At 34.9% G+C, this 15,147-nt stretch carries 11 protein-coding genes, 1 tRNA gene and 2 pseudogenes; 4 read left to right on the top strand and 10 right to left on the bottom strand.

All coding sequences use genetic code 11. The features are described from left to right. Positions 1 to 164 precede the first annotated feature (164 nt). Positions 165 to 815 (top strand): annotated as a pseudogene (locus ACEL90_RS00070) (hypothetical protein). A gap of 3 nt (positions 816 to 818) precedes the next feature. Here the strand turns inward: ACEL90_RS00070 and ACEL90_RS00065 are convergent. Continuing rightward, positions 819 to 1,556 carry a glutamine synthetase gene (locus tag ACEL90_RS00065; protein WP_423348941.1) on the bottom strand — a complete coding sequence of 246 codons (738 nt, stop codon included), beginning with the start codon at positions 1,554 to 1,556 and terminating at the stop codon, positions 819 to 821. Between the two features lie 165 nt (positions 1,557 to 1,721). Here ACEL90_RS00065 and ACEL90_RS00060 point away from each other — a divergent pair. Further along, a pseudogene (locus ACEL90_RS00060) lies at positions 1,722 to 2,682 on the top strand (IS630 family transposase). A 394-nt stretch (positions 2,683 to 3,076) separates the two neighbouring features. After that, positions 3,077 to 3,916: a peptide chain release factor N(5)-glutamine methyltransferase gene (prmC, locus tag ACEL90_RS00055; RefSeq protein WP_423348940.1), complete on the top strand. Its 840-nt coding sequence runs from the start codon at positions 3,077 to 3,079 to the stop codon at positions 3,914 to 3,916. Between the two features lie 165 nt (positions 3,917 to 4,081). On the opposite strand, the gene ACEL90_RS00050 is transcribed toward prmC, so the two are convergent. The 8 genes from ACEL90_RS00050 to ACEL90_RS00015 form a co-directional block, all read right to left on the bottom strand. After that, on the bottom strand, positions 4,082 to 4,930 hold the full coding sequence (locus ACEL90_RS00050; RefSeq protein WP_423348939.1) for a P44/Msp2 family outer membrane protein: 849 nt from the start codon (positions 4,928 to 4,930) through the stop codon (positions 4,082 to 4,084). Positions 4,931 to 5,045: 115 nt separating this feature from the next. Further along, the gene (locus ACEL90_RS00045; RefSeq protein ID WP_423348938.1) at positions 5,046 to 7,049 is read right to left on the bottom strand and encodes a type IV secretory system conjugative DNA transfer family protein; all 2,004 of its coding nucleotides are present in this window, start codon (positions 7,047 to 7,049) and stop codon (positions 5,046 to 5,048) included. Positions 7,050 to 7,079: 30 nt separating this feature from the next. Further along, positions 7,080 to 8,072 carry a P-type DNA transfer ATPase VirB11 gene (gene virB11 / locus ACEL90_RS00040; RefSeq protein WP_423348937.1) on the bottom strand — a complete coding sequence of 331 codons (993 nt, stop codon included), beginning with the start codon at positions 8,070 to 8,072 and terminating at the stop codon, positions 7,080 to 7,082. A 1-nt stretch (position 8,073) separates the two neighbouring features. Then, entirely contained in the window at positions 8,074 to 9,516 is a 1,443-nt protein-coding gene (locus ACEL90_RS00035) for a TrbI/VirB10 family protein (RefSeq protein WP_423348936.1), read from the bottom strand. Positions 9,517 to 9,532: 16 nt separating this feature from the next. Continuing rightward, the gene (gene virB9, locus ACEL90_RS00030; protein WP_174515708.1) at positions 9,533 to 10,333 is read right to left on the bottom strand and encodes a P-type conjugative transfer protein VirB9; all 801 of its coding nucleotides are present in this window, start codon (positions 10,331 to 10,333) and stop codon (positions 9,533 to 9,535) included. Further along, the gene (locus ACEL90_RS00025) at positions 10,320 to 11,000 is read right to left on the bottom strand and encodes a virB8 family protein (RefSeq protein WP_423348935.1); all 681 of its coding nucleotides are present in this window, start codon (positions 10,998 to 11,000) and stop codon (positions 10,320 to 10,322) included. Before ACEL90_RS00025 ends, virB9 begins: the two co-directional genes overlap by 14 nt. 72 nt (positions 11,001 to 11,072) lie before the next feature. Next, entirely contained in the window at positions 11,073 to 12,155 is a 1,083-nt protein-coding gene (locus tag ACEL90_RS00020; RefSeq protein WP_423348934.1) for a GTP cyclohydrolase II, read from the bottom strand. A gap of 29 nt (positions 12,156 to 12,184) precedes the next feature. After that, a tRNA-Leu gene (locus tag ACEL90_RS00015) sits at positions 12,185 to 12,272 on the bottom strand. A gap of 190 nt (positions 12,273 to 12,462) precedes the next feature. On the opposite strand from ACEL90_RS00015, the gene ACEL90_RS00010 reads away from it, so the two are divergent. Next, positions 12,463 to 13,737: a metallophosphoesterase gene (locus ACEL90_RS00010; protein WP_423348933.1), complete on the top strand. Its 1,275-nt coding sequence runs from the start codon at positions 12,463 to 12,465 to the stop codon at positions 13,735 to 13,737. A 27-nt stretch (positions 13,738 to 13,764) separates the two neighbouring features. Here the strand turns inward: ACEL90_RS00010 and dnaA are convergent, their stop codons facing one another. After that, complete coding sequence (gene dnaA, locus ACEL90_RS00005) at positions 13,765 to 15,147, bottom strand: chromosomal replication initiator protein DnaA (RefSeq protein WP_010962298.1); 1,383 nt, start codon at positions 15,145 to 15,147, stop codon at positions 13,765 to 13,767.

Here is a 15,147-nt window from a genome sequence, read left to right as displayed (position 1 = left end):
GCTGAATATGTGTGTTTGTACAATATTATAGTCGAGATACATTGCATATTAATTAATCCTTGTGTAGCTTTAAAACTTTATGCAAATAATTAAAATTTTCGCAAAATTGCAAGTATAAGAAAATTCCTGTATAATAATTCTAGAACGGTATTTGAGAGGTTATTATGGTGGCAATTCTAAATATAACAAAAGGCAAAAATAAAGTTATTGTGTCTGGATTAGCTGGAGCTTTATCAGCTTTAATATTTTTAACAGCAATCCACATTGCCGCAAAGATAGCCATTATCGTTTCTGCTGCTGCAGTTACTTACTTATTACTTTCGCTGATTCATAAAATAAGAACTAAAAAAGAACAGCCTGAAATTACTGGTGTTTCAGGAGAGAAAGTTTCAGAAGATGAAGGGTATAGCAGTGTTGATGAAGGTGAAGAAAAAGATACCGCAAAAGAACCAGAAAGAACTGAAACTGAGTTAGAAGAAGAAATGATAAGGAAAAGAGCACAAGAACGCATGGAGAAAGGCTATGGTAGTGCCTGAGGAAATTATTCTTAGCATGCTAAATGATAAAACTCTTACACAAAATAACTCTAGCTCTATAAAGAACCAGATGAAACCTCTTCCTGAGCACATGGATGTGCCTGGTAATCCACTTCCTGGGCAAGTGTTAAGCAATCTAGAGCTTGAATCTAAAAGCACGCAGAAACTATCTGCTTTAGACTTGCTATTACAGTGCAAAAATGTAGATAATGATGTAAAAAAATGCTAAAACAGCCAATTACCCAAAAGGGGTTTAACGGATTAGGATTTGATAGATAGTTGTTATATTAACCTCTCCACCTCATATTGAGGATCAGATGCAATGCCGTAGATCCTATTTGGCGGAGCAATTTTGTTCTCTATACCAAAAACCATACCTTCAATTATTGCTGTGAGTACTTTTTCAAGGTCACAATCTGCTCCGGGAACGCGGTGCTCTAGGCGGCATCTTTTGAAATCGTTGCCAAAATAGGGAATTCTTATCGCAGCAGTTCTGTTGTTTACTCCCCAACTAATCGTAGTTGGAGTGTGAATGTCCGGATACTGAAATCTTAAATATGAATCATCATTTGGAGCAAAAAACAACATATGTTTTTTCATCATTGCACATAATCCACCAATACTATGAATCAGATAGTCACTGTACTTTTGCTCATTGATATAAAATAAGTTACCGTTATTTGAATTCACGAGATTAACATGCACATTTAATGCACTGCCTGCTCTATCCAAATAAGGCTTTGCTTTAAAAGAAACATTCCCACCTAGTTTTTGTGCTGTTTCAGTAAGTGATTGTTTTGCTAACTCAAAATGCTTAATTAAATTGTAGGAGTTCGTATAACAACCACTTTTTATCTCATACTGATGTGTAGAATTCTCCTTCTCGCAAGAAAATTCAAGAGATGCTATTTTATTTTTGATGCTATTCAGAAATAAGTATTCTTTTTCTATTCCTTTAATGTAAAACTCTAGTTCAATACCGAATACAGCATAACAACTCAAATTACTTAATATAATCATAAATTTGCTTCAGTAAATCTATATTAGGTTAGCTATATTTATATGAATACTTTACTTATTTGCCAGTAAATTTAACATCTTATACCAATTCCCATTACACGGCAAACAGATGGACAAAGATGGAAGAAAAGCGATAATGAAGTAAGTAAAATAGTTGAGGTATAAATGGCATTAAGATCAAAATTATTGGATGAAAAAGTAGTAGAATCAGCAAAAGAAATGCTGAAGAAAGTAAGGAATAATGCATATGTTTCAAAAAAACTAAATGCTGTAATTGCAGCAAAAAAGTACAGTATAACGGCTGTAGCAAAAATATATTGCATTTCAAGAAAGGCACTTACTGCATGACCTAAAATTTGGCAGAGAAGAAAAACTGTTTGCTCCTCCACAACGCCGTAGAAAAACTAAATTAAATCAGGTTCAACTACAGCAAATTGAAGAGTGGATAGAAGAAAATCCTAATATTACCATTAAAGAAATGAGAATAAGAATCCAGGAAAAGTTCAGATTAAATATCAGCAAATCTACAGTACACCGCTATATGCAAAAGATGAAATTCTCATATATTACACCAAGACCAGTTCATAATGGACAAGATAAAAGCAAACAAGAGGAATTCAAAAAAAAATCTCAATGAAGCTATTTTTCTTTGATGAATCACGGTTTGGCACACATTCAAAGGTTGGACATGGGTGGTTTAAAAAGGGGATTAGAACACAGGTTAAAACAAAATTAGGTAGGCAAAATTTCTATCTCTATAGTGCGGTTAATCCTAGAAATGGAGAGAGTTCTAGCTCAAATGTCAACACTGATTGCATAGACATATTTCTTGAGCAGATGTCGCAATATCTAGAAACACGAGAGGCTTTTCTTGTTATGGATTGTGCTAGTTGGAAAAAATTTAAAGGTACCTAAAAATATCGACATTATATGCCTACCTCCATACTCACCTGAGCTCAATCCTGTTGAGAGGCTTTGGTTATATATAAAACAGAACATTTTGCGCAATAAAATATACGATACAATTGCTCTGCTTGAGGGTGCTTTGTGCAAATTTATTACTTCTCTTGCCAGCTCCACAATTAAACAACTCTGCAATGTCTCCTATTTGACTGGCCAACAATGAGAGTTGGTATTACAAGCAAACTTTTCTGGATCTCAGTGTCTGGGCACTGGGATGACAGGGGAGGGAGGCTACTTGGATGACACCATTCTTTTTCCTGGATCCAAGTAGTCAGGGCACTGGGATGACAGGAGAAGGTACTAGGATGACACCCTGACCTCGTCGTCCCGCTACGTGTTAGCGGAATCTAGAGATACCGTGACGGTATGACGTAAAGCTCGCATTAGCTATACTTTTATGCTCACCAACTTAGCTGGATCCAAGTAGTCAAGCTACTTGGATCTGCAAATTGCAATGTTCGTACAGCTGCGTGCTTGACACTGGGATTTAGCGCAGCTACCCTAAACTGGAAGCTCATCTTGCTATTTTTGGCTGAAAGAAACATATTTTTAGAATAATGAAAACAATCAGCACTTTAATTCAAGAAGGATCGGAGTTATTATCGTCACGTAAAGTTGAATCACCACATTTAGATTGTGAAATCATTATGCAGCACGTACTTGAAGTGGAAAGATCATTTATAATTGTGAACCATGCTGATCAAGTGCCGATGGAGAAAGAACTTTTATTTTGGAAATTAACAAAAAAAAGAGCGGAAAGATATCCAATATCGCAAATAATAGGTAATCGTGAATTCTGGAGTAAAAATTTTATAGTTAACCAGCATGTTTTAGATCCAAGGCCAGATAGTGAAACAATAATCCTAGCAGTGTTAAAATATTACCCAAACAAAAAACAGAAACTAAAAATTGCAGATTTTGGTACAGGCACAGGTTGTTTATTGATATCCGTACTTAGTGAGTATGAATATGCTGTTAGCGTCGGTTTTGAAAAAAGCTTGGAAGCATATAAAGTTGCCTATCAGAACACAAAAAAACATGATCTTCTCAGCAGAGCCAAAATATTTCCAAGTTCGTGGACAGAGTGCAGAGGTTCATTCGATCTTATAATCAGTAATCCTCCATATATTAAAAGAAGCAAATTGAAAGACTTGCAAGCTGAAGTGCAAAAGGAACCAAGAATTGCCCTTGATGGTGGTATTGATGGTTTGAGCTGTTACTTGAGCATTTTTCCAATATTGAGAAAGTGCCTTAAAAAAAATGGGTTTGCGATATTGGAGATAGGTGAAGATCAAAGCAATATTGACAAAATAATCCCCTCATACGAATTAGCTTTTCAGGAATATGTATATGACTTAGCGGGAATGAAGAGATGCATTGTTGTGAAAAGAACATAGCTAATGTTTTTTTTGCCTTCATCCCATATTATCCTATATCATCCCAGTACCCTCTACCTAGTCATCCAAGTAGCGTGACTACTTGGATCTATATTTAACTAGATCCTATGGTCAAGCCATAGGACGACAGGAACGGTTTTATGCATTTTTTAAAGGGCAACATGTTTAAGCTTTGCTGGCAAAATGGAAAGTAAGACCAGCCTCTATACCGTGTGTGTGAAATAGTTGATTACCTATATTTATTTCCTCAGTTACTTTGCTACCTGAGCTAGGATTAAGCTTCTTTTTTTTATCATTATTAGGGTCGTCTACCACTTGTCCTAACCTTTTTGCTGTAAGCTTAATATCGCTACCAATAGCACCAAAACCTCTATATCCGATATGCATATTTACATCTTCGTTTATGCGATAGTCAAAGCCAGCTTTTAATTGACCTGCGGGTCTTATTGACGGTTTTTCAAACATCGTCATTCTTGTTGCACCGATCCCAATACCAACGTAAGGAGAAAAAGAGAAACGGTCACTTTTCCAATGATGATAAACATTTGCCATTACAGATATGTTCTCAATTTGGTCATGACTAACTGCAGCACTATAGAGATAAGTTTCTTTATTAGGATCCTCACCAGTCTCCTTTGGGTATGAAACAGTTATTTGGCTACTTGTTAAACCAATATTATCCACTTTTACAGAAGAATACATCCCTTCCAATTCAGCCCTATAGCTGTTGTTACCCAATTCTCCTGTGTAACCAAATGCCACATTTGCAGCAAAAGGTGGATTATAATCTCCTTTATACTCACTTAGTGACTGACCTTCTGTGTTCTGAGCACCCCTGTCATTTATAGACAAATTTTTGATACCTGTAGTGCTTGTTTTTAGTACGCTTGTGTTATTTAAATATTGACCGTAATACCCACTACCAAAGTAAAACCCTTCTGTTTCACTTGCAAAAGACTGTTGTGACAACAATAAAGCAAATGCTGTAACCGCTAATGTTTTTTTACTAATCATTATCACTCCCCTAGTTAAAATAGCTAATCTAATTAATTAAAAATGGCTTAATATGAAAAACCTAATTATTTGCATAACTTGCACTTTTCTGAGCTAAAAATAGGCAAAGTTAACCTTACTTCTCGTCATTTTTTAATTTATCCTCATCTTCAAATTCATCCTCCTCTTCTTCGTCATCAAACCCATCATCGCTCCTATCCTCATCTTCCTCGTTATCATCTTCAAACTTATCGTCGATATCTTCATCATCAATATCTTCGTCTGCAAATTCATCTGATTCATCATATACTGCATCTTCGGTTTTAGTTTCAGCAGGATAATCAACTGAATTAGGTCCCTCAAGAACATTATTCCCCTCGTTATTAACCTTATCTTTGCTCGCAGCGGCAGAAAGAACTTTGTTTGGGTCATATGGTTCTTGTGTAGGCACACGAGTTTGTTTGAGCAGCCTTCTTGTGAAGGTGGTATCACTGTAGTACAAAATTTTCTTTGATTTAATTGGGTAAGTCGACTCTATTAAAATTATCTGATCGTCACGTGGCAACATAATAACTTCTTGAGGCAATAGCAATGCTCTCTGTATTTCAGAGATATGTAATGACCTTGAAGCAGGATTTAAATCTAAAAATTTAGGCTTATTCAACGATTCTTGTTGTACAGTTTTGTTTCCTATAAGTTGCGATATTAAATTAGCTGTTTCAATATTATTGGCTGCAAAAGTTATTCTGTAAGTCGAGTTTGACAAAAAGGAGTTCATCCCTGCTTCTTCGTATATTCCTTTGAGCTGCTCAGTATCTTGAACAATTAAGAATAACCTAACTCGATAACCACGAAAATATGCAATACCTGTTTGAAATTGCTCCATTTTTCCAAGTGTAGGAAACTCATCCATTAAAAACAATACGCCATAAGGCTCGTCATCCGATGGCAATTTTCTACATAAAAACTCAGTTGCCTGTTGGTAAAAAACCTGCATTAAAGGCCTGAGCCTAGTCAAGTTGTCAGGAGTTAAACCAACATAAACTGTAATTTTCTTCTTTTTAAAATCTAGAATATTAAAATCACTTGACGCAGTTGCAGTATCAATCAATGGGTTTGCCCACAATTCAAGTGATGAGTTCATGGTTGATACAACACCTGACCTTTCTTTATCAGCTTTTTGTAAAAAAGCTGCAATATTCATATATGCTACAGGGTGTAGTATTTTACCCATTGTATCAAGAGCAACAGCAAGATTATAAACCACGTCATCACTACGCATCGTACGCACAACTTCACCAAAAGATTTAACTTTCTCTGGTGCAGCAAGTAAGTATAATACCACTCCAACAAATAAGCTTCTTGCTTCATTCTGCCAAAAGTCTTGTTCAGGCATGATTAGGTTAGCTATTTTCTGCACATCGTCAACCATCTGCCCAGGTTTTTCACTAATCCATTGTAATGGATTGTAACAGTGACTTATTCCATCTGGCTGCGCTGGATTCCATACGTATACTTTTTGTCCTTGTTGTTCTCGCCAACCACTTGTTATTTCATAGTTTTCTAATTTTATGTCGTGTACAATTACTGAGTCAGTCCAAAATAATAAATTAGGAATTACAAAGCCAACACCCTTACCAGAACCTGTAGGTGCAAATAACAATGCATGCTGAAACCCATCAGAAATGAAGTATCCTCTTTTATCTTTACCAAGCAATAATCCCTTTTTGCTTCTTAATCCTGTTTTTCGTATGTCTTTCTCTGATGCCCACCGCGAATCTCCATGAAGTGATTCCTTCTTTTTAAATGGTCGCCACTCAATTATCCTTTCTCTTAAATTCCATAAGATAATCATTAAAACAATGATAGGCAGTGCAGAAGATATAATTAATGTGATTTTGAGCTCAAGGCTATATAACTCTGGATGATGCCAACAATATTGCATATGATCAAAAATCGTTGGCCAAAGAGCTTGAGGGAAAGGCGTCAAACTAGGATTAATTGCCTTAAAATCCACAGCATCCGGACCATCAGCAAACAGAACAAACAATATACCAGATAGATAGAAGCAAAACTCAAGTACGCTAAAAGCTACTACACCTCCTATGAGAATATTACGTAGGTGATTTCCATTACTCATAAACTACTCTTCCTTAACTTATGTATAAATTTAAGCATTTTCGCTCGCAGATCTAGTAAATAATATCTCAGAAATGCTTCTTTTGCCCCCACCGGTTCTTTTTAGCTGAATAACAATATCAATCACATTTCTAATGTATGGTATAATTTGGTCTGGAGGAATGCCAAGATTTGCCTGCATAACCATCAATTTTATTTGCTCAAGGGCCATTGTTGGACTATCTGCATGAAGGGTTGATATTGATCCAGGGTGACCAGTATTTATCGCCCTGAGAAAACTAAAAGCTTCCGCTCCACGGAGCTCACCAACTATTATTCTGTCTGGCCTTAAACGTAAGCACGCTTCTATCAAATCTTGAGTGGTTACTTTTGCTCTGCCCTGCCCTCCTTTAGAGGCAATTAGATGGACTTTATTGGGATGATCGTTCAAAACGATTTCCCTTGCATCCTCAACAGTAATAATTCTTTCCTCAGCTAGAATAGCACGCAAAGTAGCATTAGTAAAAGTAGTCTTACCAGTGGAAGTTCCACCACTAATTATAATATTTTTCTTACTTATTACAGCGTATTCTAAAAACTCTTTTATTTTTTTTTGCCTTAACAATAAATCCAAATGACGGTCAACTGGATTATCAGTTGCTTCTGTAACAGTTTCAGAAAAAGCCCCCATTTTTTCGTAATCATCGAGTGCTAACTGCATGCTAGAAGGCTTACGAATCGACATGACTACTTTATCAGGTTCACATGCTGGCGGAAATACTATCTGTATACGATAACCATTTGGTAATGTTGCCGAAAGTAACGGCGCTTCTTCGCTAAGTTTTTGTTCTGTAGCTTGAGCAATCAGTCTGCCAAGAGATTTCAAATGGTTAAGATCGAATACTTCTAATTTTTCACACCTTATTTCACCGCGATTTTCAATCCATACTTCCTTTGGCTTATTTATTGATATTTCATTTACGCCTTCTTCTTGAAATATGCCTTGTAATGGCTCCAAATATGTATCAAGTGCAGCATAGTTCATTTCATTGATTTAATATTGCCTGTGGAGGAAATACTATATCTTGGTTAACAAATACTTTCAATGCAGTGCCTTGATCAACATAAATAGTTGGTTTTTTATCTGTATATCTGCCCACTACATCCCGCATATCTTTAGAAAAATCCTCGATTGATTTCCCGATTGCTTCATCATAAACAGACTTGCTTTTTCTTTGAACTTGTTCTAACAGTTGATTCACAATTTCCAGGCTTATATTTACCTCGTCTTCTTCAATTCCTAGTGCTTTTGCTACTTCCTCTTTCATTATTTTTAGTAAATCTTGTCTGCTTTTGGCACTCCGAATTCTTCCGATAGCCCCAAGGCCTAATTTCCATTTGTCACTAGATATCTTCTTTTCTGGGTCAATAATGAGTTGGAGAGAAGAAAAATCTATTTCGGTTGCAGTGATAGACTTTACTGCATCTCTGATAGTTAGCGTATCAAGAAGATTAGAAGCCTTTTGCCCTATAACAGCAGAACCAATCGAAACACCAGCAAGTGTCACTGAAGAGAATAACGCACTTACTATTTTGTTATCAACTATTCCTGCTATTCCTGCTCTACCAAGCTCGTCAGTACTAAGTGATGAGATTGCAATATCTATTCCATGTGGCAGAATCACTCTATTCCAGTTTATATTTACACGAGATTTAGCAACATTCGAGTCAAATGAATAACTGCCTATCAATCTTGAGCCTTTAGGTATTAAAACTGTATCACCAGTTTCTGCATAAACATCTCTACTCACCATAGCACGCAGCATTCCTTGCAGATCAGAGTTTATTGCAGTTTCAAGAACAGCATCAATAATTTTACCTTGAGTAATCATTAAACCAAGCTTTCCTACTCTGGTAGCTTTGCTCGATTGTGCTGAAGTGTCGGATAAAATAGCATCAGCAGCCTTGTTCTCTCCACTACCACCTGAAATTGTCAACATCTGTGCACTACGTCTGTCTCTAGGATAACCGCCACCCCCTATTGTAGGAAACGAGGTAGGTAAATTGCCCATAACATTACTAGAAGGAAAATTTTGCTTTGGCAAAATAGGTATATTTGACACAGGAGTTTCTTTTGGTTTCTCTTCTTCTTTTCTAATTTGTTTTATTTCTGGTATGATTAGTGGTGTAGGAAGAGGAGGTAAGGGTGGTAAGGGATCAGTTATTATTCTTTCAGGAACCATTACATTATCTGGAACTTGTTCCAACTTTCCTTTCAATTCTTGAACGTTTTGCTTTGTTTCCTCTTTTTTAATAACTTCTGAACCCTCTTTAGGAGAAGGACTAAAATAGAGATAATACACTCCACCAGCCAGAAGCACTAAAGTAATGACCATCAATGCCCTATGACCTTGATTAGAGCCAACTGTTACTACCTTATTCTCTATTTCTGATTCATCTTCTGAATTGTTACGCCTTTCTTTATTCATATTGCATGTACCACAGCTAAAGTGACCTATTTATAATTTCAACTTCACCATCTTCATAACGCATAAATAGCTTTTTATGTACTCCTTTTATTATAACATAATCATCAAATAACAGCCTTTTACAAGGTTTATCCTCCCCTTCTACAAAAACCTGAGGTATTTTATTATTATTTCTAAATTTTAAATAGGTTAAATAACCATCATCAAATAACTCGATCGGAACTATATCCGCATTACCACCTTCATCAATATATGTATAGTTGTACTTTGTATCATTTTCTTGTATTATTTTTTCTAGCTTGTCTGTAGTATATTGCATTTGAGTAGGTAAGGAAACCTCATCTAAATCAACATCAAATTCACCTTCTTCTTGAGGATAATAAAAACGTACTACGTAAGATATATCCTTTTCAGCAGAATAATCGTGATCTACTTTCTTAGCATCAGTATCCGGGTATTTATCGTAGTTTGGCCTTGAGATTAAATCAAAAATGTAATTTCTTTTTTTAGTTGTCGTAATAATCATGTTAGTGCGACTACTAACTTCAAATGGCATGATAAGCAATTTATTGTCATAAGGATTAATTTTCCAACTTGATGCATCACCAACAGCGATATTTTTAACTTTTTCTCCTTCCGCAAATTCAATATAAGAATAGTAACCCTGACTAAAAACCACCGTAAATACTTCATTAGGGCTATACACAAAAGTCTTTATTCTACTATCTATAGAAATAGGCTCATTATAATTAATGGATGCGTTTAAATTGCCACTTACAAGTAAAGCTAAAACTAATAATATCCTATACATATTCATCATCTACTCTATATGAAATAACTTGAAATCCTAATGGGTTAATATATCTTTGCTGATCATCCATTTCAAGCGATGCATATCTATATGACATAATAACTATCTTATTTTTTCTCGTAGAACTTCCATCTTTCCGTGCAAATTCCACAAAAAATCTCACCTGAAGAGCATCGTTACCCAACTTTTGAATTGAGCGAATTTTAAATTCACTTTTGGTATCTGAATATAAATTAAAAAGATCATCCATATTCTGCGATCCTACACAATTTCTAAATTCATTATACACATTAGGTGAGGAAAACAACCTCACCTTTGTATAATAGTTATAATTATAATGATATGGATCAAAAACCTCCCTTGCTTTTATATACTCTGAAATAAAATAATCGTTTAGCGCTTCATCTGCAGAATACTGTTTTACTGTGACAGGATCAACCAATTGCACTATTCCTGATTTCTTGTCAATTTCTATAACAAATGGCTCAATAGTGCTACTTGTGCTAATTTTAAATATGACTAATATGCTGATAGAGATCGTTGCTAATAATATTAATGCAAATAAAAGTAGAATATTCCTTTGAGCAATAACTGTGCTGTAGCGGTTTGAATTCCAATTTATATCCTTATCTAGGGATTCAGTATTTTTTTCTTGCTTAAAAAATCTTAGCATTTTAGTATTCCTAAAAATCTTAACTTATGTTAATAAACATAGCAAATTAACAAAGTAGTTACAGCAAAAAAGCTAAAAAACTCTTAATCTATGGCCTAATTTACCAAACTTTGTCTCCATATATGAATCGTTATATTTATTACGTTCCACAATAAGTGGTAGACACTTTGTAACTCCTATACCACTACTTTCCAATTCTGACAATTTCCTATCATTGTTTGTAAGTAATTGGATTTTGTTAATGTTCAATTTCTTAAGCATTTTAGCTGCAACAGCAAAACTCCTTTCATCATCTTCAAAACCCAATATTCTATTTGCATCAACAGTATCAAGATTATGTCCTCTTTGCATACTGTACGCTCTTAACTTATTAGTTAAACCAATGCCTCTTCCATCTTGCATCAAATACAATATAATACCACTTCCAGAGTCAGCTATCATTTGAATTGCTTGATGTAACTGACTTCTGCAATCGCATGACAAGCTATCTAACAAGTCACCCGTATAGCACGAAGAATGAATTCTCACTAATGGTTCGTCATCTTTATCTGGATTGCCAATGATAATTGCATGATGTTCTCTTCCACCACTTTCGGTTCTATAAGATATGATATTTACTTCTTGAGTCTGTTTTAAAAATAATGATGTTTTGCACACTTCATATACATCCTGATTTTCTTGAAAATTATTTATGAATGACGTGTCCAGTGCAATAACGTCATTTTTCTCGCACCAATTTCGCATTTCATGGTTATTCTCAAAAGTCATATCAGCCACTAACGCGTATGGCAATAATTCTGAGAACTTAAGCAAGGCAATAGCACATTCATCTATTGTCTTTGAGCATTGCAATTCTTTTATGCAATCTTCCTTTGAACAGTTTATTAAATAGAGCAGTTCATCAAAATTATTCACCAACAGACGTTTGCTGTTATGTTCTTTATTCTGAGACATGTATTTTACCTTACTTGAAGTTAAAGTAACATATACATTACTTGATGTAAGCTTGTATTGATTAAATAAATCTCTTTCTAAAGCCTCAGCAGCAGCAAACAATAGGTAATTACTTTCATCATATATTACAATTGGCCGACCGCGCCTGATTTCGCTGATAGCTCTTTCTACCTTATTGCTACTCTGATTTCCTATAAACATTTTTACCCATATTAAACAGCGATAAAAACTGGTGCGGCCGAGAAGACTTGAACTTCCAAGGCCTTATGAGCCACAGCGACCTCAACGCTGCGTGTCTACCAATTCCACCACGGCCGCACTATATTCTAGTTTTTATATAATTATTTTAAATTACTTAATCATTTTAGAATTTTTCATCTAGAGTGTCAATCTGATACTAGAATAATTTAGAAATTGTTTGTATAATTTGATTATGAATTTTGTGATTATAAATTTTAATCATTTAAGATAACCTTACTACTAATTTTTAACTTAGGTTTTTATACAAATGAATATAGCTAATATCTTTATTTTTTTAGCTCTCTCTCTTATAACTAGCTTTCATTTCGTCCATGCACAAATATTATACACATGGTCTCAAGTTATCCCAGAAAATAAACTAAGCATACGCGCAATTACGGACAATGACGTGTGTCCCATTGTTTATGTTGATGGCGAGGAAACAGAAATGCTGAATCGCAGCTCAATTAACAATGGTGATCATAACGAAACAGTTTGTGAACTGACAGTACAAACAAGTGCCAAAAACATTAATATTGAGGATCTACGGGTTCCTATATTACCAAAAAAGGTTAATAAAATTGCTTTCATTGGTGACACGGGCTGTAGAATAAATATGTTATTTCAGCAGGAATGTAATTCGGTAGATAGCTGGCCTTTAAAAAAAAATTTAGATTCAATCGCCCTTCATAAACCAGATTTAATTATCCATGTTGGTGATTATCATTATAGACAAACAAAATGTAGAAATACAAAAAAGTGTGGCGATATTTATGGATATAATAAAGAAGTTTGGTACGCTGATTGGTTTGAGCCTGCAAAGGATATTTTATCACAATCCCCTTTCCTTTTTGTTCGTGGAAACCATGAGAGTTGTGATAGAGCTTATGAAGGATGGTTCAGGTATCTAGATTCATACCCCTTTTCGTCTAAAAAATGTGGAAACTTCGTTTCTAGTTGGTCCTTAGATGCTGGACCGATGAAATTTTTTATCTTCGACTCTTCATCCGGTGAGGATATTTTTACAACCCAAAGCACAATTGATGCTTTTGAGAGGCAATTTGATAAATTGATACAAAATAGTTCTGACAAGCCCATGTGGTTTTTAACTCATAAACCGCTTTGGAGATCTCCAAAAAAAGAATTTTTGACATTAAAAAGCCATGGTAATCTTACACAAATCGAAGCTTTTGGAGATAAATTTCCAAGCAATGTTACTACCATAGTTTCTGGCCACATTCATATAGCCCAGATTTTATTAATGGATAATGTTCCAGACCAAATTATAGTTGGAAACGGTGGTGCATCATTACACGCTCAAGATCAAGAATCTGTTTATCAAAATGTAGAATTTGACTATTTAAATGGTAAAAACTACTTAGCACACGAGGTTAGAAACTTTTTTGGCTTTGGCTTTGCAATACTAAATTTAGATGATCACGAATTTACCTTCTATAATCAACACAATAAGGAAATGTATTCTGCGAAGCTAACAGAAGATTTTAAACTTAAACGGATTAAAACTATAGTCGATTCATTTTAGGATTTGTTATTAGCTATTTTAAAAACGCTACTTAAACATTTTTTTTAATCGATTGATTTCATCAGCAAATTTTGAGTCGGTCTTTATAAAATTTTCTACTTGTTTTACTGCATGTATAACAGTAGCATGGTCTCTGCCACCAAAGTTTCTCCCAATATCTGGTAGGCTTTTTTGCGTAAATTTTTTGGCAAAATACATAGCTATTTGTCTTGGCCTTGCAAGACTGCGAAGCCTTCTATTGGATTGCATATCTGCAACCTTTATATTGAAAAATTCAGCTACTTTCTTTTGTATTTCTTCTATTGTGACTGACCTATGATTTGACCTAAGAAGATCGATTAGGGTTTCACTAGCTGATTCTACCGTCATACTTCTTCCAATTAATGAGGTATGGGTAACCTTATTTAATGCTCCTTCTAATTCTCTTATATTAGATTTTATGTTCCTTGCTAAAAACTCTAGGACATCTTTCGGAACATACATATTCATCTGCTCCACTTTTGCCTGCAATATACCAAGCCTTAATTCAAAAGTTGTTTCATTAATATCTGCCACCAACCCCCAACCGAGTCGTGATTTTATTCTTTCTTCCACTCCATCAAGATCACTAGGAGACCTATCAGCTGATATAACCAATTGTTTATTTTGGTCTATCAATGCATTGAAAGTGTGAAAAAATTCTTCTTGTGTACTATCTTTACCACTGATAAATTGCACATCATCTACCATCAATACATCTACTGATCTAAATTGCTCTTTAAATAACATAATATCTTTGCTTCGCAGCGCTGTAATATATTGGTACATGAATTTCTCTGCTGATAAATACACCACTTTTCTTTTTGCTGATGGGGAATTGACTATGTGCCAAGCTATAGCATGCATTAGATGTGTTTTACCAAGTCCCACTCCACCATATAGAAACAAAGGATTGCTGCCTAATATTGGATCTATAGACTCTGCCACACGCTTTGCCGCCGTAAATGCTAATTCATTTGGCTTTCCCACTACAAAATTATCAAAGGTGAACCTTGGATCCAGCGGCGAACCAAGATTATGATTACTTTCCTCTCTGTTTTTTAGTATAACATTAAAATTTGAATTCCTCTCCTCAATTACTTGAATATCAATAGAACGTATACTTTTATCTTCGCTTTGCCATAATGATAATATTTTTTTCATGTAATGAACTGTAATCCACTCTTTTATAAACCTTGTTGACACGGATAAAAGAACTTCCCCATTTCTGCTACTGACAAATTTTAGTGAACTCAGCCAGCTATTATATGTTGCTTCTCCATAAAGATTATAAAGACAATTTTGGATTTTTTCCCAAGTAACATTGTGATCCGTTACTGTAATAATCTGATCAAAAAACATAGTAGAAACCTTAGGGCTAGTTAAGTTCAT

The sequence above is a fragment of the Wolbachia sp. wLmal genome (assembly GCF_049435495.1).
Taxonomy (GTDB): Bacteria; Pseudomonadota; Alphaproteobacteria; order Rickettsiales; family Anaplasmataceae; genus Wolbachia; species Wolbachia pipientis.
Note: the sequence above shows the minus strand (reverse complement) of the source record. Positions and strands in the feature narration are given on the sequence as shown.